This is a genomic window from Aeromonas sp. 603079, assembly GCF_049172135.1.
Taxonomy (GTDB): domain Bacteria; phylum Pseudomonadota; class Gammaproteobacteria; order Enterobacterales; family Aeromonadaceae; genus Aeromonas; species Aeromonas veronii.
Genome location: NZ_JAAKPX010000001.1, coordinates 40,933 through 61,618 on the forward strand (window position 1 = coordinate 40,933; position 20,686 = coordinate 61,618).

Annotated in this window: 14 protein-coding genes; 5 read left to right on the plus strand and 9 right to left on the minus strand. The window is 61.1% G+C overall.

Translation table 11 applies throughout. The features are described from left to right. Window positions 1-16: 16 nt before the first annotated feature. Window positions 17-1,969 carry a monovalent cation:proton antiporter family protein gene (locus tag G5287_RS00185; RefSeq protein WP_227342126.1) on the minus strand — a complete coding sequence of 651 codons (1,953 nt, stop codon included), beginning with the start codon at window positions 1,967-1,969 and terminating at the stop codon, window positions 17-19. Window positions 1,970-2,087: 118 nt separating this feature from the next. On the opposite strand from G5287_RS00185, the gene G5287_RS00190 reads away from it, so the two are divergent. Beyond that, on the plus strand, window positions 2,088-2,990 hold the full coding sequence (locus G5287_RS00190) for a GGDEF domain-containing protein (protein WP_064337057.1): 903 nt from the start codon (window positions 2,088-2,090) through the stop codon (window positions 2,988-2,990). Window positions 2,991-3,078: 88 nt separating this feature from the next. Here G5287_RS00190 and tilS read toward each other — a convergent pair whose 3' ends face one another. Beyond that, the gene (gene tilS, locus G5287_RS00195; RefSeq protein ID WP_421230602.1) at window positions 3,079-4,437 is read right to left on the minus strand and encodes a tRNA lysidine(34) synthetase TilS; all 1,359 of its coding nucleotides are present in this window, start codon (window positions 4,435-4,437) and stop codon (window positions 3,079-3,081) included. Window positions 4,438-4,617: 180 nt separating this feature from the next. Here tilS and G5287_RS00200 point away from each other — a divergent pair, with 180 nt between their 5' ends. Further along, window positions 4,618-6,651 carry a M13 family metallopeptidase gene (locus tag G5287_RS00200; protein ID WP_421172079.1) on the plus strand — a complete coding sequence of 678 codons (2,034 nt, stop codon included), beginning with the start codon at window positions 4,618-4,620 and terminating at the stop codon, window positions 6,649-6,651. A gap of 58 nt (window positions 6,652-6,709) precedes the next feature. Next, window positions 6,710-7,147 (plus strand): PliI family lysozyme inhibitor of I-type lysozyme, encoded by a 438-nt coding sequence (locus G5287_RS00205; RefSeq protein WP_058059044.1) that lies wholly within the window; start codon window positions 6,710-6,712, stop codon window positions 7,145-7,147. A 76-nt stretch (window positions 7,148-7,223) separates the two neighbouring features. Here the strand turns inward: G5287_RS00205 and pdxY are convergent, their stop codons facing one another. From pdxY to G5287_RS00235, 6 genes are all read right to left on the minus strand, one after another. Beyond that, window positions 7,224-8,084 (minus strand): pyridoxal kinase PdxY, encoded by an 861-nt coding sequence (pdxY, locus tag G5287_RS00210; protein WP_421172080.1) that lies wholly within the window; start codon window positions 8,082-8,084, stop codon window positions 7,224-7,226. 92 nt (window positions 8,085-8,176) lie between these two features. Further along, window positions 8,177-10,309 (minus strand): lysine decarboxylase CadA, encoded by a 2,133-nt coding sequence (locus G5287_RS00215; protein ID WP_058059046.1) that lies wholly within the window; start codon window positions 10,307-10,309, stop codon window positions 8,177-8,179. 77 nt (window positions 10,310-10,386) lie between these two features. Continuing rightward, window positions 10,387-11,721, minus strand: coding sequence for a cadaverine/lysine antiporter (gene cadB / locus G5287_RS00220; RefSeq protein ID WP_005338486.1), 1,335 nt, complete (start codon window positions 11,719-11,721; stop codon window positions 10,387-10,389). Window positions 11,722-12,468: 747 nt separating this feature from the next. Next, window positions 12,469-14,022, minus strand: a complete 1,554-nt coding sequence (cadC, locus tag G5287_RS00225; protein WP_158111218.1) for a lysine decarboxylation/transport transcriptional activator CadC — start codon at window positions 14,020-14,022, stop codon at window positions 12,469-12,471. 392 nt (window positions 14,023-14,414) lie between these two features. Beyond that, window positions 14,415-15,695, minus strand: a complete 1,281-nt coding sequence (yjeH, locus tag G5287_RS00230; protein ID WP_158111217.1) for an L-methionine/branched-chain amino acid transporter — start codon at window positions 15,693-15,695, stop codon at window positions 14,415-14,417. A 101-nt stretch (window positions 15,696-15,796) separates the two neighbouring features. Next, on the minus strand, window positions 15,797-16,696 hold the full coding sequence (locus tag G5287_RS00235; RefSeq protein ID WP_227342119.1) for a LysR family transcriptional regulator: 900 nt from the start codon (window positions 16,694-16,696) through the stop codon (window positions 15,797-15,799). 155 nt (window positions 16,697-16,851) lie between these two features. Between G5287_RS00235 and G5287_RS00240 the strand changes: the two genes are divergently transcribed. Then, entirely contained in the window at window positions 16,852-17,880 is a 1,029-nt protein-coding gene (locus G5287_RS00240; protein WP_216949498.1) for an MBL fold metallo-hydrolase, read from the plus strand. 66 nt (window positions 17,881-17,946) lie between these two features. Here the strand turns inward: G5287_RS00240 and G5287_RS00245 are convergent, their stop codons facing one another. Next, window positions 17,947-19,239: an HAAAP family serine/threonine permease gene (locus G5287_RS00245; RefSeq protein WP_005338498.1), complete on the minus strand. Its 1,293-nt coding sequence runs from the start codon at window positions 19,237-19,239 to the stop codon at window positions 17,947-17,949. Window positions 19,240-19,737: 498 nt separating this feature from the next. Between G5287_RS00245 and G5287_RS00250 the strand changes: the two genes are divergently transcribed. Further along, a complete protein-coding gene (locus G5287_RS00250; RefSeq protein WP_064338523.1) occupies window positions 19,738-20,676 on the plus strand; it encodes a LysR family transcriptional regulator in 939 nt (312 codons plus the stop codon). Window positions 20,677-20,686: the final 10 nt, after the last annotated feature.

Below are 20,686 nucleotides of genomic sequence, written 5' to 3' on the forward strand. Positions count from 1 at the left end.
ATGAGTGCAAGGGGACTCAGCGCCCCTCCAGCAAACGCTGCTCCGCCTGTTCCATCGCCACCACGGTACCAAACAGGATCAGCCGATCGCCAGCTGCCAGCACCAGCTCGGGTCTGGGTTCCAGACTTTGATCGCCGCGCTGCACCTCCTTGATCCGCACCTCATCGAGCGGCAGCTCACGCACTTCACGGCCTACCGCCCACGCCTGATCGTGCAGAAACAGCGGGTGGAGACGTTCAAGCAGCTGATCCGCTTCCAGATTGCTGGCGCTCTGATCCCCCCAGTAGAAGCCGTGCAGAAAGCGATACTGACTGCTGCGCTCCAGCTCCATCCGGCGGATCACCCGACCGATGGGGATATCGCAATTGAGCAGCAGGTGGGAGACCAGCATCAGGGCCCCCTCCTGGGATTCGGGGATCACCTCGAAGGCCCCCGCCTGCTTGTACTGCTCCAGAAAACTGTCATCCCGGGTACGCACCAGCACTTTGAGATCCCCCGCCAATTCGCGGATCAGTGCCAGCATCGCCTCCACCCGCTTACGATCATCGAAGGTGATGATCACCAGCCGCGCCCGCAACAGCCCGGCGGCCAGCAGAATATCGCGGCGGCTGGCATCGCCGAAGGCCACCTGCTCCCCCGCCAGCTTGGCCTCGCTCACCCGCTCGGGGTCGAGATCGAGGGCCAGAAAGGGGATCTCTTCGATTTTGAGGAAGCGGGCGCAGGTCTGCCCCGCCCGGCCAAACCCGGCAATGATGACATGCTGGTTTTTGCTCAGGCCCGACTGGGCCACCTCGGAGCGGGTCAGCAGCGCCGGATCGGTCAGGCTGCGGGCCAGCGAATGGGCCTGGGTCACCAGCCAGGGGGTCATGGCGATGGAGATGATGCCGATGCCGATCAGCAGGGAGACCAGTTGCTGATCCAGCAAGCCGTGGTGGAGCGCCAGCGCCAGCAACACGAAGCCGAACTCCCCCACCTGACTGAGCATGATGCCGGCGGCCATGCTGTCACGCTTTCGCTCCCCCATCAGCCGCCCGGCCAGCAGCACCAGCAGGGATTTGCACAGCACCAGCAGCACCACGCAGATCAGTACCTGCCACCAAGCCCGCGCCACCAGCTCCCACTCCATGGCCATGCCGATAGTGATAAAAAAGAGCCCCATCAACACGTCGCGAAAGGGCTTGATGTCTACCTCAAGCTGATGACGGTAGTGGGACTCCCCCAGCATCATCCCCGCTAGAAATGCCCCCAGCGCCATCGACAGCCCCAGCGAATGGGTCATGTAGGCAGCCAGCAGCGCCACCAGCAGGGCACTCAGCACGAACAACTCGTCGGAGCGGGCTCGCGCCACCTCGTGAAACAACAACGGCAGCAACCACTTGCCCACCGCCAACAGGGTGAATAGAGCAAACAGCCCCTTGAGGGTGGCCCAGGCGATCTCGGCGGCCAGCGCACTCCCCTGCACTTCCGGCTGGGCGAGGATCGGGATCATCACCAGCAGGGGCACCACCGCCAGATCCTGAAACAGCAGCACGCTCACCCCCAGCTGGGCGCGGCGGGTATGGAGCTGCTTCTGCTCGCCGAGCTGCTTGATCACCACAGCCGTGGAGGAGAGCGCCAACGTCCCCGCCACCACCAGCGACTGGGCCAGACCCAGCCCCCACCACCAGCCGATGGCGAAAAAGAGCAGTGACGTGAGCAGCACCTGCAACATCCCGACCCCCAGTACCAACCGGCGCATCGCCAGTAATTTCGGCAGGGAAAACTCCAGCCCCAGCGAAAACATCAGAAAGACGATCCCGAGCTCGGCAATGGTCTGCATGATCGACTGACCGGTGATCACCGCCAGCCCGTGGGGGCCGAGCAAGACGCCGGCAATCAGGTAGGCAAGGATGACCGGCAAGCCGAGGCGCCGGAAAGTTGCCACCAGCAGGACGGCGGCGAACAGCAGGATCAACAGGTCGGTGTACAAATTTTCCTCTCCTTTTATCGACTTAAGCTTAGTCAGCCGATCTGGCGGGCAGGAAAGATATATTGGGCATGCCAATTGCAGGGAGGAGACAGTAGTCAGGTGTTACAGGTGGAAGACCATGGAAAATACGTCGTCACTTAATGGCTTTAGCCATGGCATCGAGCAGTGGGTTCGCCAGATGGAGCGGCTCACGCCGTTGCCCAGCGTTGAACGCAACCAGTTGCTCGAGCAGTTGTTGGGGCAGAGCGATCTCGGCGGTCTGCTGACAACTTTTGCCGATCGTGCGGCAAGAATTGTCAGGATCCACAGTCTCTACCTCGATTGTGGCCAGCCCCATGTGCTGATCCAGCACCCGCCGCTGGCCACCCTCAACCTGCACAACTATCCGTTCGAACTGCGCGGCCAGCACGGCCAGCTGCTCGGCCAGCTCCACTACGAGCTGGAACATCCGCTGAGCGGCAGCCAGCAACGGGTACTGATGCAATACCATCAGCTGCTCTGCCTGCTGCTGCCCCTCTATCTGCGGCTGGAAAAACTGGATCAGCTGGTCCGGCTCGATCACCTGACCGGCCTTGGCAACCGCTCCTACTTTGACGAGGCCATCGGTCGCGCCATCGAACAGCACAGCCGCGAGCCCCACGGTCTGGTGCTGGTGCTGCTGGATCTCGATCGCTTCAAGCAGATCAATGATACCTGGGGTCATCCGGTGGGGGATCTGGTGCTGAGTCGCTTCGCCCAGCTGCTCAAGGGGTGCATTCGCAGCACGGATCAAGCCTTCCGGCTCGGGGGAGATGAATTTGCCCTGCTGCTGCAACCGGCCGAACCCGAGGCGTGGCGCCCGGTCTGGCTGCGACTGCAGCACATGCTGATGACCAACAAGGAGCTCAGCACCTTCTCGGTCGGATGCAGCCTTGGCGCCGCCAGCTGGCAATCCGGGGTCGATGTGCCGAGCCTCTACGAGGCGGCCGACAGTCACCTCTACGCCCGCAAGAAAGCAGGCAAGGCCAGCCCTAACGAATAATCCCGAACTCTTCTTTGCTCCGGCACATGCGCGCCATGTGACCGGAGCTTCTTTTTTTGGGCTAAGCCTCCCTCACACCGAGATCACCTCAGGCAAGATCCTGCTCGGGCAGGATGGGGGCGGCACCGTTTCCCTGCCAGTGGCAAACCAGCCCGGCACTCTGTGCCATATAACCGTCGCAGACAAAGAGCCCCACCACCGCCGCCACCTGCTCGCCATAGTAGAGGATGGGAATGCGCCCTCGCTGCCACGAAGGCACGCCATACTCCTGCAGCAGCTTCTTCATCCGCCGACTGCCGCTTCGCCCCACCGGTTTGAGGGGGATCCCGGGCGCCACCTGAAAACGCACCGAGAGAGGCTCATCCGCTCGGGGGGAACGCAGCAGATCCTCGCCGTGCTCCGCCATGCGTACCACCAGCTCACCCAACCCGTCCGGCAGGGTCAGCGGCTCACCCACTGTGACCGGCAACACCTGATGGCAAGGTTGCAGATCAGGGCTCACCAGATAGAGTCGCTCCTGAAAACGGCGGCAGCTCTGGCGCCCCCAGTTGAGCTGGGGATTGGCATCGCCGCGCGCCAGCGCTACCTCCTGCCAGAGCCGGGCAAGCTGCTCACGGGATGGCATCTCCCCCCCCTGACGGCGGATCCAGTAGCGCAGCAGGTTGTTGCGCCGGGTGGGTGAAAGGGCGTGCAGCGGGCCGATATGGAGCGCCTCCTCCTCGCCCGCCAGCTGCCAGTCACTCTCTGCCAGTTCGTCCAGCAGCGCCTCCTGCTCGGCGCACAGGGCCATGCTGCGCGCCGCGGTCTGGGCCATGGCGGGCCAACGCGCCTTGAGCTGGGGGATAAGCGTCTGGCGTAAAAAGTTGCGGTCATAGCTCACATCCTGATTGCTCTCATCCTCCACCCAGCCAAAGGGGAGGCTCGCCGCCGCCTCGGCCAGCTCGGCGCGACTCATATCGAGCAGCGGACGCAGCAACAGGCCACCGGCAAAGGGCTGGCTTGGCAGGATCCCCGCCAGTCCACGCAGACCAGCGCCGCGCTTGAGGGCCAGCAGCAGGGTCTCCAGCTGATCGTCCTGATGGTGGGCGGTGAGCAGCCACTCCCCCTCCCGCATCCGGGCGGTCAGCCGCTGGTAACGGGCGGTGCGGGCTTGCGCCTCCAGACTCTCGCCATTGCCACGGGCCAGAGTCACTCGCTCGACCAGCAGCTCCACCGCCAATTGCTGACACACGGCTTCACAATGAGCGACCCACTCATCGGCATGGGGACTGAGGCCGTGGTGCACGTGCAGGGCGCGAAGTGACAGGCTGTGCTCGCGAGCATACTGCGCAGCCAGCACCAGCAGCAGGGTGGAGTCGAGGCCGCCACTGAAGGCCACCAGCAGACCGGTGGAACCTTCCGGCGCTGGCATAGTCAGACAAAAGCGAGAATAAAGATGAGAAATCATAGGCTTCCCCAAAACGGACCGGCCGATCTTAGCAGAGTCGGGCTTATCAAGCTGCAACCCTGCTGCTAGAGTGAGGCTCGCCCGCCCTCTCCACCAGGCTGGCCGCAAGGCGGTCGCACAACCGGTTGGAGCAAGGAAGATGGGCAGGGAAGCAAACAACCCGAATTGGAATCAAACAAGATGAACAATAAGAAGAGCTTACTGGCCGGCCTGATTGGACTGGCACTGCTGGCTGGCTGCAGTCAAGCACCGCAAGACTCCCCCAAACACTCCGGGCTGGCGCTGGCCAATATGGACACCCGGGTCAAACCCGGCGATGACTTCTTCCGCTACGTCAATGGCAAGTGGCTCGCCACCGCCAAGATCCCCGACGATCGCCCAGCCGATGGCGCCTTCTACATGCTGCGGGACAAATCCCTCGCCGATGTGCGGGTGCTGGTCGAGGGGCTGGCCAAGCAGGAGGCCGCCACCGGCACGCCGACCCAGCAGATCCGCGATCTCTACGCCAGCTATCTGGATCAGGCTAGCCGTGACGCCAAGGGGCTCACCCCGCTGGCACCGGCGCTGGCCGATATCGACCGGATCGGTGATCAGGCCGCGCTGGCCCGCGCCTTTGCCCAAAGTGGCCGCATGGGCGGCGGCGCGCCGTTTGGCATCTGGATCGACGCCGATGCCAAGTCTCCCGACCGCTATGCGGTCTACCTCTATCAGGGGGGATTGGGGCTGCCGGATCGGGACTACTACCTCAAGCAGGATCCCGACAGTCAGGCCCTGCGCCAGAAGTACCAGCAGCATATCGCCGCCATGCTGAGCCGCCTCGGGGAATCTGACCCGAGCGGCAAGGCCAAACGGATTCTGGCCCTCGAAACCCGGCTCGCCACCATCCAGTGGGACAACGTCGCCCTGCGAGATCGGGAGAAGAACTACAACAAGCGCCCCGCCAGCGAACTGGCACGGCTCGCCCCCCACCTCGACTGGCAGGCCTATCTGAACGCCGCGGGCATTGCTTCCCAGCCGGAGCTCATTATCGGTCAGCCGACCTATCTTAGCGCGCTGGATCAGGTGATGGCCCAGACCCCCATCGCCGACTGGCAGGCCTACCTCAAGTGGCAACTGTTGACCGACTACGCCCCCTATCTCGACAGCGAGACCGACCGCGCCAACTTTGCCTTCTACGGCACCACATTGAGCGGCACGCCCAAGCAGCGCGCCAGCTGGGAGCGGGCGCTCGGGGTGCTGAACGATCATCTGGGTGAAGCGGTCGGCCAGCTCTATGTGGCCCGCTACTTCCCGCCTGCGGCCAAGGAGCGAATGGAGCAGCTGGTGGAGAACCTGCGCACCGCCTACGGCCAGAGCATCAAGGAGCTCGACTGGATGTCGCCCGAGACCAAGGCGCAGGCCCTCGAGAAGCTGGCCAAGTTCCGCCCCAAGATCGGCTACCCCGACAAGTGGAAGGATTACAGCGCCATCGCCATCAAACCGGATGATCTGGTGGGCAACCTGCAACGCTCGCAAGCCTTTGAATACGCAGACAGTCTGGCGCGCCTCGGCAAACCGGTCGACCGGGACGAGTGGCACATGTCGCCGCAAACGGTGAACGCCTACTACAACCCGAGCAACAACGAGATCGTCTTCCCGGCGGCCATCTTGCAGCCCCCCTTCTTCGACATGACGGCGGATGATGCGGTCAACTACGGCGCCATCGGCGGGGTCATTGGTCACGAGATGGGCCACGGTTTTGATGATCAGGGGGCCAAATCCGATGGTGACGGCATGATGCGCGACTGGTGGACGCCGCAGGATCTCAAGGAGTTCCGATTCCGCACCAGCCGTCTGGTGGCCCAGTACAACCGCTTCGAGCCCATCAACGGCCAGTTCGTCAACGGCCAGTTCACCCTGGGGGAGAACATCGGCGATCTGGGCGGTCTCACCATCGCCCACAAAGCCTATGAGCTGTCACTGGATGGCAAGGAGGCGCCGGTGCTGGATGGCTTCACCGGCGAACAGCGCTTCTTCCTCGGCTGGGCGCAGGTGTGGAAGGGGATGTATCGCCCCGAGCTGATGCAGATGCTGCTGCGCTCCGACCCCCACTCGCCGCCAGAGTACCGGGTCAACGGCGTGGTGCCGAACATTCCCGCCTTCTACGAGGCATTCAACATCCAGCCGGGGGACAAGCTCTATCTGCCGCCCCAGAAGCGGGTGAAGATCTGGTAACAGCATCACGGCGGGCTCCCCGGGAGCCTGCACTCAACAGACAGCAAGAGGTTGCAAGATGAACAGAGCATTGATGATGGCAGGGCTGCTGACCCTGCCGCTGGCGGCACAAGCCGAAGAGGGATTTAGCAAGCAACTTACCCTCCCCTCCGGGCAGGTGATCCGGGTGGAGCAGGGGGCCGGTGAGCCCGCCTCCATCGGCAGCTATGACGTGCGGCTCTATTCGGGCCAGAACGCCCAATTTCCACTGGATGAGTTTCAGGATGGCAAGGTGATGGCCCGCAACGGCTTTATCCGGGAGCTGAAACTGGTCGATTTGAATGGCGACAAACAGCCCGAGCTGGTGGTCATCATCGAGAGCGCCGGCAGCGGCAGCTATCAGGATGCCGATGCCTACACCGTCAGCCCGCAAGGGGAGCTGGAGATCTTCAATCAGGTCAAGGAGCTGGAGCCCAAAGAGGATGTGGTCAAGGCGCTCAAAAGCCCGCAAGACTAAGCCCGCTCCCGGATTCTGAAATATAAAAAGCCCTGATGATCAGGGCTTTGTTGTTTTTGCTGTTGGCGCAAACAGCTCAGAGGCGGGTCGCCCGAATGGAGACCTGCGGCAGCGCCATCTCGTGCTGGGCCGCCACCAGTTGCAGCTCGTAGGCCCCCGCCAACCAGGTGCGAGCCAGCACGGCATCCACGCTGGCGTTGGTAAGCTCGAACGCCGCGACCGGGGTACAACCGGCCAGCAGATTGGCCAGCATGGTGGCGCTCAGCAGATCCCCCACCCCGATGGGGTGGCGAGCAAAAGGGTAGAGCGGGCGGGAGAGGTGAAAAGTCCCCTCCTCGCACACCAGCAGCATCTCGAAGCGGTCCATGGCAAAGCCGGCCTTGCCCAGATGCTTGACCATCACCAACTTGACCCCTTGCGCGCGCAGCTGCTGGCACGCCTCGATGGCCTCCGGCACATTGCGGATATCGCGGCCGGTGAGCTGTTCCAGTTCCAGCAGATTGGGAGCCAGCATATCGGCGCAGGCCAGTGCCCGATGTTTCAGAAAATCGGCGACGCCGGGTGCCACTATGCACCCCTTGTCGGGGTGACCCATCACGGGGTCACAAAAATAGAGGGCGGCCGGATTGAGCGCCTTGAGCCGGGCCACAGCAGCCAGGATCTCCTCCCCCTGTTCGGCCGAGCCGAGGTAGCCGCTCAAGATCGCATCGCACTCAGCCAGCACACCGATCTCCGCCAGGCCGTTTACCAGCTGACGGATATGACCGCCGGGCATCACCATCCCCTGCCACCCCTCACTGTACTGGGTGTGGTTGGAGAACTGCACCGTGTTCATCGGCCACACCTCGATGCCAAGGCGACGCATGGGAAAGACGGCGGCACTGTTACCGGCACAGCCAAAGACCACATGGGATTGAATGGAGAGCACTCGCTTCATGGTTGGCGACTCACGCAAGAAAAGAGAAATTCCGGAGGGAAAAACGGGCCTTGCGGCCCGTTATTGTCACTTTCGACGGTTGTCACTGTCGATTAACGCAGCACCTTGACGGTGTAGCTGCCATCGGCCTGACGATAGAGGCCGTGGATGTCGGTCTCGAAGCCCGGGTAGTGGGCACCGATCTCGCACAGCATCTCGAGGAACTCGAGCACCGGCAGAGAATCCTGGGTCACCATCTCGCCCGGCAGTACCAACGGAACTCCCGGCGGGTACGGCAGGATCATGTTGGCGCTGATGCGGTCAACCATGTCACGCAGCGGCACTTCCACCACGTTGCCGGCCAGCTCTTGCTGCCATGCGGCGTGCGGAGTCATCTTCATCTCCGGCAGTACGTCGAACGCCTTGAACATCAGCTCCGGCAGACGGTACTTGCTGGTCAGCTCGTGAATGCGCTGCGCCAGCTCCTGGATACGCATCCCTTCGTAGAAGCTCGGGTCTTCACGATAGAGGCTCGGCAGTATGCTCTTGATGGTCAGGTTCAGGTCATAACCACGTTTGAACTCGGTCAGGGCGCGCAGCAGCTGCATCGCCTTGGACTGATCGATACCGATGGAGAAGAGGAACAGCATGTTGTAGGGGCCGGTCTTCTCGACCACGATGCCGCGCTCGTCCAGGAACTTGGAGACCAGAGAGGCAGGGATGCCCTTCTCCAGCAGTTGGCCGTCACGACCCATACCCGGGGTCAGCAGAGTGACCTTGATAGGGTCCAGGTACATGTGGTTGTCATCGATGTCCTTGAAGCCGTGCCAGTCATCTTTCGGATCCAGCTTCCAGCACTCGACGGTATCGATGTTGTCCGGCTGCCATACGTCGAAGAACCAGCCTTCGCTCTGATCACGCAGACGCTTGATCTCTTTGCGGAAGGAGATGGCGCGATCGATGGAGTCCTTGATCAGACGCTTGCCGGTATTGCCACGCATCATGGCAGCAGAGATCTCGGTCGATGCCACGATGCCGTACTGCGGCGAGGTGGAGGTGTGCATCATGAAGGCTTCGTTGAAAGTCTCTTCCTCCACGTCACCCTTGATGTGGATCATCGAGGCCTGGGAGAAGGCCGCCAGCAGCTTGTGGGTGGACTGGGTTTCGTAGAACACCTTGCCCGGCATCGCTTCGCCGCTCATGCCGCACTTGCCTTCATAGATCGGGCTGAAGTTGGTGTAAGGCACCCAGGCACTGTCGAAGTGGATGTAAGGAGTGTCCAGCGCCTCCTTGATGAAGCCGGTGTTGTAGAGCAGGCCATCATAGGTGGAGTTGGTGACCACGGCGTAACGGGGAGCCTGGGCACCCGGTGTCGCGGCGACCTTGGCAGCGATGGTGTCGCGGCTGAATTCGCTCTGCGGGATACCACCCAGAATGCCGTAGGCGTTGCGGGTCGGACGGAAGTAGATCGGCGTCACGTCGTTCATCATCATCAGGTGAGTGAGCGACTTGTGGCAGTTGCGGTCAACCAGCACAGTGCTGCCGGCCGGCGCTGAGTACATGCCGACGATCTTGTTGGCAGTGGAGGTGCCGTTGGTAACGATGTAGGAGCGATCGGCGTTGAAGGTACGGGCGATGTACTCTTCGGCTTCCTTGTGCGGACCTGAGTGATCCAGCAGGGAGCCCAGCTCCGGCATGGAGATGGATACGTCAGCCTTGAACGCGTTCGGGCCGTAGAAGTCATAGAAGATGCTGCCGGCCGGGCTCATCTGGAAGGCGGTACCGCCCATGTGACCCGGAGTACAGAAGGTGTATTTACCCTCTTCTACATACTTGAACAGTGCCTTGGTGAACGGCGGCAGGATGGCGTCCTGATACTCCTGAGTGGCCTGACCCATCTTGAGGGCGATGTCATCGGCCATGCCAAGACGGTACTCGAAGAAGTGCACGTTCAGACGCAGGTCGGTCAGGTGAATGTCCAGAGTGGACTGGTCGTTGGCAAAGGCGAAGATCGGCAGCTTCTCGTTGCGATCGTGGATCTCCTTGCACAGGCCCAGAGAGTATTTGTCCCAATCGAAGATGGCGCCGCAAACGCGGGGGTTCTTCTCGATCAGTTTCAGCAGGTCGGCCACATCGACCGGATAAACAACCTCGAAACCCTTGCGCTCGAGGGAGGCTTGCAGCTGGCGAATGGGTTCTTCTTTAAAGAAAACGCCCAGGTGGTTGAGGATGGCAATGATATTCATCGTAATGCTCCACACGTAAAGGGGCGCTCTCCATCAGGGATGGTGAGTGAAGAGCGCTCGGAAGATAAAAGGGGGAATTAGTTGCTGGGCTGTTCGCTCAGCAGGGCGTCGTGCTGACGCAGACCCTGTTTTTTGGCGTAGAACATCAGGATGATGAGCGACACCACGAAGGTAGCGGTAAGGTTGGAACCCTTGGCACCCATCAGGGCCACCAGACAGAAGACACAGGCCACACCGGAGAAGATCATGGCGCCGATGCTGCGGGAGGTCATGCCCTCAAAGCGGATCAGGTTAATGCTGGAGTAGAAGTAGGGCAGCATGGTCAGCAGCACCGCATCTGTGGTCAGCACGTTGAAGAGATCGGCAGCGTGGGCGGACTGGGATGTGAAGGCGGTCAGGCCAACCATCAGGGCAGTCATCTTGAGGGAGCCCAGGATCAGACCCTTCTTGGCCACGCCGTTCTTGTCCACTTCACCGTAGATTTTCGGGAAGTTGCCGTCGTTGGCGGCACGCTTGCCCGCCTCGCCCACCAGCATCATCCAGGAACCGAGCGAGGTGAAGCAGGCCAGGGCGGTGAAGGCAGAGACGAATGGTGCAGACCAGCTACCGAAGATGGCGGAAGAGGCCATGGCAAACGGGGCGCCGGAAGCAGCCACTTCACCGGCCGGGAACATGCCGCTGATCACCTGGGTAGAGAGGATGTAGATAACACCCGCGATACCGGTACCCAGCATGGTAGCGAGCGGTACGGTGCGCTTGGGGTTCTTCACCATGCCGGAAGAGACGGCGGCAGATTCAACACCGACGAAGGACCAGAGGCAGATCAGCACGGCGCTGATGACCGCATGCAGATCGCTGCCGCTGGTGGTATTCCAGTTCTGGCTGTAGACAGTGGCATCAAAATGACCCCAGCCCATCACCGCAGTACCGACAACCGGCAGCAGGATCAGCACCAGACCCAGGGTACAGAGTCGGCTCACCCAGCTACCGCCAAGCAGGTTGACGAAGGTGAAGATCCAGACGGCAGCGATGGTGGCTGCGGCGGCCGGAATTGGGCTATTGAGAATGGGGAAGAAGACCGAGAGGTAGGAGACGCCGGTAATGGCGATTGCCAGGTTACCGATCCAGTTGGCGTGGTAATAAAGCACACCGGTCTGGAAACCGAACACCGGAGAGATCTCGCCAGCGTAAGCAATGGGGCCACCCTCTTGCGGGTTCTTGGTAGCAAGGCGGGCGAAGACGAAGGCGAGGCCCATGGCGCCTACCAGACAGATTGCCCAGCTAAAGACAGAGATGGAGCCGATGGTGGCCAGTGCCGAAGGCAGCAGCGCGATGCCACTCCCCATCATGTTGCCGGCCACCACACCTGTACAGGCGATAAGGCCAATCTTCTTGCTCGTATCGAGGGACATAAGATCTCCGGTTCTATAAAAGGTCGGGTCGTCACATACACATTTGGCGGAACGCCCCGCCAAAGAATGGGCACAGACTAGGCCTCTCATCCCCGGAAAACATAAAGACCAGCTAACGGATAAAAATATGAGACAACTTTTTTCGCCGCCTCGTCACTTTTGATAAAAACCATTTAAAAACAGTACATTGACATCACATTACACAGCCGTCTTGATAAAACCTTGATATCCTTCTGCCCCATTCTTGCCCCTTGATAACCCCCTTATCTCGCCGTCTTGATATTTTTGGCCAGATAAACCCGGGATAAAGCAGCTCCCATTGCGCCCCCTCCCCTTGTAACCATCCGAACGCCCAGCTGACCATCACCCTGAGTGGCCGCTCACCTCCTGCTTTCCCCTTCGCTCGGCTCATCACAATCCAAACTCAGAGGTAAAGCACAACGGCGATAACCGGTCAGCAATGAGAAATGGGTCGTGACGGACAGCTTATCCCGCCGCCAACCATGAGCAGATGTCACAAGCTGTGTGCGCGGCGTGAAGCCGAACAAACGCGAGTGCCGCGAATGCCGCGGGCAAGACAAAGGCAAGTGGGGAGCTGCGGGGGATAAATCGGGCCGCACCAGAGCGACTATCCCCAGTGGCAAAGAAGCAGGATTGAGACAAGCAGAAACCGCACAGGCCGCCCGAAGGCAGCCTGTGGATGAGGTCGGCAACCGCGCCGACCGGGGGAAAACCAACACTGCGGTGTTAGAAGAGCTTCACCTTGCTCTGGCCCAGCGCATTGAACAGAGCCGGAGTGAGGCTCTCCATATTGCTGTAGAAACCGAGCTGCTGGCAGAGCAGATAGGTCTGCTCGGTCGCCTCCATCAGGAAGGCCTGACTGTAGGCATCCCCCGCCGCCTCGGGACGACCGTCCAGCTCCGCCAGCTTGCCCTGCAGTATGTAATAGAGCACCGAGCGGCCGCGACTCGCCGCCTTCTCCAGCAGATAGTTGGCCTGCTGTTGCTGGCCGTTGAGGATCGCCTGCAGGGTCAACGCCTCCCACACCCGGGCTGGCAGGGCGCCGCTGTTTTGCACCACGCTGGCGAGATGGGTGCCAATCCCCTGCAACCGCTCGCTCTCGGATTTGCCCGCCAGGGTGGCCAGCGCCTCGCCCGCCAGATAGCGCTCCGCCAACAGCAGCGGCTGATCCGGATGGGCAATCAGCGCCTGCTCCAGTAGATCGATGCCGCGCTTGAGGGCGACCGGATCCCGGCTGTTGATGTAGTACTGCGCCTCCATCATCGCCATCAGGGAGGCATCATCGGTCGGCCAGCCCATCCCCGGCTCGGCATCGGGTTGGTCGAGGGCGCGCAGCAGATCCTGGCTGCTCGCCTGCAACACGCCGTGCACACTGTGGCGACTGAGCTGGTACTGATGGCTGAACAGCACCCGGTTGGTGTTGATATTGCGATACTCCAGATCGAGATAGGTGCCGCGCGGCTGGCGGGTGACCCGCACACTCAGCTCCTTGCCAGGCATGATGCCCCCCATCAGAGTGGTGGCACCGTACTGCACCCGCAGCGGCGTAGCCACCGCCACCTCCCCCATCAGGGCTCGGGTAATGCCATCGGCGAGGCGCACGTTCTCGTTGTTGTCATCCATGCCGGAGTGGAAGCGGAACACCAGCAGATTGGGATCCAGCATGGCATGCACCTGGGGACTGGTGTGCTGGTAGCTGAGCATGCTGACAATAGCGATCAGCACGATGGCAACGAAGATATCGAAACTCACCATCTTCCAGCGGCTGCGAGCATCCTTGGCATGGGTGGAGATGGCGCGGGTCAGGGGCCCGGCGGGAAAAGGGGCGACATTGGGCTGTGCATCATCATCTTGATCAGCCGCGGGCGGGCTCAGATCGGAGAGCGTCGGGTTGTCGGAGAGAGCGGTATTGACCGCGGGCACGGGTTGCTCGTCCGCCATCACCACGGAAACCACCTGCAGCGGCCGCACCGGTGCCACCAGCTTGTAGCCGCGCTTGGGTACGGTGACGATATAGTCGGTCGCATCGGTGCGACCATCTTTGAGGATCTTGCGCAGTTCGAAGATGGACTGGGTCACAACCTGATCGGTCACCTCGGCGCCATCCCACACCTCGTTGATCAGGGCATCGCGGCCAAACACGGTGCCGGCATTATGGGCAAGAAACCGCAACAGATTGACCAGTCTGGGTTCGAGGTAGACCTCGCGGTCGGGGCGACACAACATGTTGTCGTCAACGCTCAGGGTCCAGTCGTGGATCTCAAAAACCGATTCGCTCATGATTCACTCGCTGCAGATGGTGACAATGCACGATGAGAGAGACGCAAAACCCGGGCTGACTGAACGGAACAAGGCGCTATCACCACAGGTGACAGATAAAAAGAGAACCGAAGCAATCACATCTCTGAGAGTCAGTCTGGCCAGGCCATCCTGTTTACGTCTGAAGGGCATCCTTGCGGGCATTCCGACCACCGGGATCGGAAGGGATCACTTTAAGCAAAACGGGAGCTGGATCCCACTTTTTTTGGCTATAAATCGCCGTTGAGTTGATCCGACACCGCACTTTTCAGCAAATAGCGTGCCAACTGGTATTCATATGAACATCCCATATGCCGCAATCAAAAAGCCCTGAACATCAGGGCTTTCTCATTTCTTCGACCATCGGGGAGACGTTACTTCGCCAGCGGGAGCGCATCCTGCTGACGACTGCGGCGCAGATGACGCCGCCACAACGAGAAGCCGCCGTAGCCAAGACTCAGCACCACCGCATAGAGCACCTGAGTGGCGAGCGCCACCAGCACCAGAGCACAGAGCAGCACGCTCACCCCCGCCAGCCCCTTGCCCACCCCGCCAAGCAGACGCCAGCCCGCCGCCATGCAGAGCAGGTAGACCAGCACGAAGTTGCCGTTGGCGTAGCGGATCAGCTCATCGAGCGGCAGTCGCAACCAGATGATGAGGGTGATGCAGAGCAGGCAGATGGCAAGCACCAGACCGAGCGCCCGCAGCGGCGCGCCGCGCGCGGTGAGCACGGCCAGCGAGGGGGGCAACTTGCCTTCCCGCGCCATGCTCCAGATCAGCCGGGCAAAACCCTGAATGTAGATGTTGATGCTGGCAAAACAGGAGAGGTAGCCGAGCACCGCCACCAGCCACTTGGCGGTGGGGCCGAACAGCAGCGCCAGCAGGGAGGGGATGGCGGTGGCGTTTTTCGCCTCATCGCCGTAGAGGCCATATTTGAGCACCACCAGCGAGTGCACCCAGTAGATAAGCCCCGCCAGCAGCACCCCGCCGAGCAGGGCGATGGGGTAGTCCCGCTCCGGCCGCTTGAACTCCTCACCCATATGGGCGAAGGCTTCCAGCCCGACGAAACACCAGAACATCACCGCCAGCGCAGTGGCCATAGGAGGCCACTCATCCGCGCTCGGCAGCGGCCGTGCCGCATCGCGCCAGCTCACCTCCCCCTTGAACCAGATCAGCAGGGTGAGCCCCAAAATGGCGAGCGCAATCAGCAGTTGCAGATTGCCGGAGGAGCGCGCCCCGCGCAGCCCCAGCAGGAATACCCCGAGCAGGGTCAGCAGCTGGATGGCCCAGAGGGTCCACTCCCCCATCTCGAACAGGGCATGCCAGAAGCCGGCGGCAATCATCAGGGCGGCAGGCAGCCCCACCGGCAGCACAGCCAGAAACAGGAAGGCGGAGAAGCGCTCGGCGCCGTTGCCAAAGGCGAGGCCAATCAGGTGCGGCGCGCCGCCCGCATGGGGATAGCGACGGCCGAGGCGAGCGAAGGTAAAGGCGATGGGCAGCACCAGCGCAATCAGCAGCAACCAGGCCCAGAGCGAGGCCCCGCCCGCCAGCGAGGCGGCAGTCGCCGGTACCACGAAGATCCCGGTGCCGAGCAGCGAGGTGGCGAGCAGCCCCATCCCCTGCCAGAGCCCGAGATCCTTTTTCAACCCAGACATATCCTTTTGTCCCGACTAGAAAAACATCCCGCCATGTTAGGCCTGCTCCGCCCCTTTGTTAAGCACGATGGTTAAGCGTGGCGGCGAAAATATGCAGCCTTTTATTCAGGCTCGGACTCAGCTTGCAGAGATTCGGCCAGAAAATCCCCCAGCAGGGTGATCTTGAGCACCTGCCGCCGCGCCGCCGGATAGATGAAGTAGAGGGTCTTGGCCGGGCTCTGATAGCGACCAAGCAGCGGCAGCAGACGCCCCGCAGCGATATGCTCACGCACCTGTTCGGCGGGCTGCAAGGTGATGCCAGCCCCCGAGAGCGCAGCCGTCAACAAGGCTGGCCAGTGATTGATGCGCAGGCGCGAGGCTACCCGCACCTCCTCGCTCTGACCATCGCCCCCGACAAACTGCCAGCGCTCGTGCTCCCCCCAGTTGCCGTGCAGGCACTGGTGGCGAGCGAGATCGGCCGGATGACGGGGTACGCCGTGGCGATTGAGGTAGTCGGGGGCCGCGCAGAGACGGTAGTGCTGGGTCAGCAGCGGACGGGCAATGAATGCCTCATCCTGCGGGCGCAGGGTGCGAATGGCGGCATCGAATCCCTCCTCCACCAGATCGACCCAGCGGGGGGTGAGCTGCAGATCCAGATCCAGCTTGGGGTAGCGGTCGAGAAAAGCGGGCAGCAGCGGCACCAGCCGGTGGTGGCCAAAGCTGAGGGGAGCGGCGATGCGCAGCCGTCCGGCCGGCTCGGCCAGCAGGTTCTGGGTGAGCGACTCGGTCAGTGCCAGCTCCTCCAGTACCCGCTGGCAGCGAGCGAGAAAAAGCTGGCCCAGCTCTGTCAGGGTCTGCTGGCGGGTGGTCTTGTGAAACAGCTTGCCCCCCAGCCACTGCTCCAGTCCCAGCACATGCTTGCCCACCATCTGGGCGCTGATCCCCTCTTCGCTCGCCACCGCGCTGTAGGAGCCGAGATCCACCACCCGGATGAAGATACGCATGCTGGTCAATCGGTCCACAACCCCTCCTTTTTGCCCGTTTCAAGGCCGTTTGGCCCGCGACCAGGGCCCTGATTCACAACCAAAAGTTTAGTAAGAAATGGATTTTAGCCAATTTATTCAACTTTTAGTTACCAATACAGTGATGCCATCCCTCCCCCACAGGATAAATTCCCATGAAAAGCACCTATCTGGCCGCCCTGCTGGTCGGTCTACTGGCGAGCGGCGCCAGTCAGGCTGCCGAGAGCAGCTTTATCAGCAACCACGACCATGCCCCTGCCTCAGCAACTCAAGCCCGGCCCGATATCTTTCGGGTCAGCCTGCTCGGCACCGGCACTCCGGTGCCCCAGATCAGCCGGGGCGGCTACAGCACTCTGGTCGAGGCGGGCAACCAGAAGCTGGTGTTCGATTTTGGCCGCAACTCCGCCACTCGCCTGTGGCAGCTGCATATCCCCATCGGCCGGGTCAACGCCTTCTTCCTTACCCACTTTCACTCAGACCACACCAACGGGCTGGCGGATCTCTGGCTGACCGGCTGGCTACAACCGGCCTATGGCCAGCGCCACGCGCCGATGGAACTCTACGGCCCCAAAGGCACCACAGCTCTCGCCCGTGGCTTGCAGCAGGCCTACGCCACCGACATCGCGACCCGGGTCAAGGATGAGGGAACGCCTCTGGACGGGGTGGAGATCAACAGCCACGAGGTCACCGCCGGGGTGGTCTACAACCATGACGGGGTCAAGGTAACCGCCTTTGACAACGACCACGGGGTCAACATCAAGCCGTCATTCGGCTATCGCATCGACTATCACGGCCACAGCGTGGTGCTCTCCGGCGATACCCGCTACAGCCCCGAAGTGGTGAAGCAGGCCAAAGGGGCCGATCTGCTGGTGCACTGCGTCTCCATGACCTCTGCCGAGCAGATGAAGGCCAACCCCGGCTACAAGGCGATCGCCGGTCACCTCGCCTCCCCCGAGCAGGCGGCCCGGGTAATGAACGAAGCCAAACCGGCGCTGACCGTGTTCAGCCATATCGGCCTCAACGGCAAGATCAGGGTCAAAGATCTGGCGCAGGATCTGCGTGCCCGCTACTCGGGCCCCTTTGTCATCGGCAACGACCTGATGCAGATTGATCTGCCCACCACGGCCTCCGGCAAGGGCTACGCCCTCTGGCAGTCGGAGAATATCGACAATGCCCAATCCTGAATCCCGGCCATAAAAAAGCCGCCTCTTGCGAGGCGGCTTCTTCATTCAACTTGGTAACCGACGTTATCAGGCAATCAGCTTGTAGATGATACCGGACATGGCGATCAGGCCGATGATGGTCACGAAACCGTTGCTGATGTTGCCAGCGTATTTGCGCATGGCCGGAACCTTGGTGATGGCGTACATCGGCATCAGGAACAGCAGCATTGCGATGATCGGGCCGCCCAGGTCTTCAATCATGCCGAGGATGCTCGGGTTGATGGTGGCGATGGCCCAGGTAGTCAGGATCATGAACACGGCAGTGACTTTGTTCAGTTGCTTGGTGTCAACGTTCTTGCCCTTCTCGCGCAGCGCCTTGGCCATCAGGCCGTTCATGCCCTCTTGCGCACCCAGGTAGTGACCCAGGAAGGATTTGCTGATGGCAACCATGGCGATCAGCGGAGCCACAGTACCGATAACCGGGTTATCGAAGTGGTTGGCCAGGTAGGACAGGATGGAGATGTTCTGTTCTTTGGCAGCAGCCAGGTCAGCCGGGGAGAGGCTCAGTACGCAGCTGAATACGAAGAACATAACGGTCATCACCATCATGACGTGGGCGCCCAGCAGGATGTTGCTGCACTTCTTCTCGGCACCTTCACCGTAACGACCTTTGTTGTCCACCGCGAAGGAGGAGATGATCGGGGAGTGGTTGAAGGAGAACACCATTACCGGGATAGCCAGCCACAGGGTCTTGATGAAATCACCGTTGAAGGCGTCGGACAGGGCCGGAGCTTCAGTGATGATGGCACCGTTCCAGTGCGGGATCAGGTAGAACGCCAGACCCATCAGGGTGAGCACGAACGGGAATACCAGCACGCTCATCGCTTTGACGATAACCTGGCCGCCCAGACGAACAACCGCCATCAGACCGAGGATCAGGGCCAGTGACAGAACGGCACGGGGAGGTGCAGACATGCCCAGCTGGTGAACAATCACGCTCTCGACGGTGTTGGTAATGGCGACTGAATACATCAGCACGATCGGGTAGATGGCAAAGAAGTAGAGCAGGGTGATGAATTTGCCTGCGGTCTTGCCGAAGTGCTCTTCTACTACTTCAGTGATGTCGCCATCACGAGTAGAGCCGGACAGCACGAAGCGGGTCAGACCACGGTGAGCAAAGAAAGTCAGCGGCAGCGCCAGGATCAACATGGCAACCAGCGGCCACAGACCACCTACACCGGCGTTGATTGGCAGGAAGAGCACACCGGCACCGATCGCGGTACCGTACAGACCCAGCATCCAGACCACATCGGCCTTGTTGACGCCGCGGGAGGTGTTGCTGGCTAAACGACCATCAGCTGCAATATTCATGTCAGACATACGTTGTTCCTGTCATCTAGGAAAATGGGATTCTTGTTTGGTCGGGCCTTGGCCCGGTTCCATCTCCCTGGAACGCCTGCTGTCCGTCCTTGATATTAACCTCTCGCCCCCCGGCAACCTGGCCATCACTCCTTGTGACAACAGGATTGCAACAAACAACAGTGCGAGATTTTGACCCTGAGGGTCGGCGCCCGTCTCACTTAACAACTGATTAACGTGCGCCACTCTTGATGGGCTGACTTTAATTAAATGCCCTTATTAATCACAGCGTTTTTTTGAATTAATCAACCAAAGTTTGATTTTGGTCGCCTTTCGGACGACCAAGATCACACTCAAAGCGCCTTATTGTGAGTTTTTTTTAACAATTCAACTTAGTTTCACTGGAATCAATGGCCTGCGAGCAGCTACATATTTGCAACAAGCCACCCGTTTAGCGCGGATTGTGTGCAGCACGGCCTTGGCGTACCCTTGTGACTCACGCCTTTTTGTTGATTGATGATGACCATTACCCGTACCGATCTCGCCGAACTGGCGGTATTTGCCGCCGTCGCCCGTCACCGCAGTTTCAGCAAGGCCGCCCTCGAACTCGGGGTCTCCGCCTCCGCCCTCAGCCATAGCCTGAAGGGGCTGGAAGCCCGTCTGGGGGTGCGGCTGCTCAACCGCAGCACCCGCGCCGTGGTACCGACCGAAGCGGGCCAGCGGCTGCTCAAGCAGCTGCTCCCCACCCTCAATACTCTTGAAGAGGCGCTTTGCGAGCTAGCCCGCAACAGCGATGAACCGGTGGGTCGACTCAAACTCTGCGCCCCCCGCGGCGCCATCGACAGCCTGCTGGCACCTGTGCTGATCGACTATCTGGCCCGTTATCCGCGGATGCAGGTGGAGGTGGTGGAGCAGGAGCTGATGCCCCGGCTGATTGAAGATGGTTACGATGCCGCGCTCTTTTATGGCGATCTGCTGCCCAAGGAGATGATCGGCATCCCCCTCGGCCCGCCCCAGCGTTATCTGGTGGTGGGCTCCCCGGCCTATCTGGCGGAGCACGGTACGCCGGAGCACCCGAGCGAGCTGAGCCGCCACGCCTGCATCGGCTATCGCCTCACTCCGCACCATCACTATCGCTGGGCCTTTGCCGCCGACGGCACCATGCTGGAGATCGAAGTAACCGGGCCGCTCACCACCAGCACCCCGGCCCTCTATCTGGGCGCCGCCGAGGCTGGGTTGGGGCTCGCCTACTGTCTGGAAGAGGAGGTGAGCCAAAAAGTCGCGGAAGGGAAACTGCTCACCGTGCTGGAGCCCTGGTGCCCCACCTTTGCCGGCTTCTACCTCTTCTATCCCAGTCGGCATCAACTGGGCAGCGGCCTGCGCATCCTGATCGACATGCTCAAGGCCCACTACCAAAACCCCGGATTAATGAGTAATACTCAGCAATTCATCAAGTGAAACCCTGATT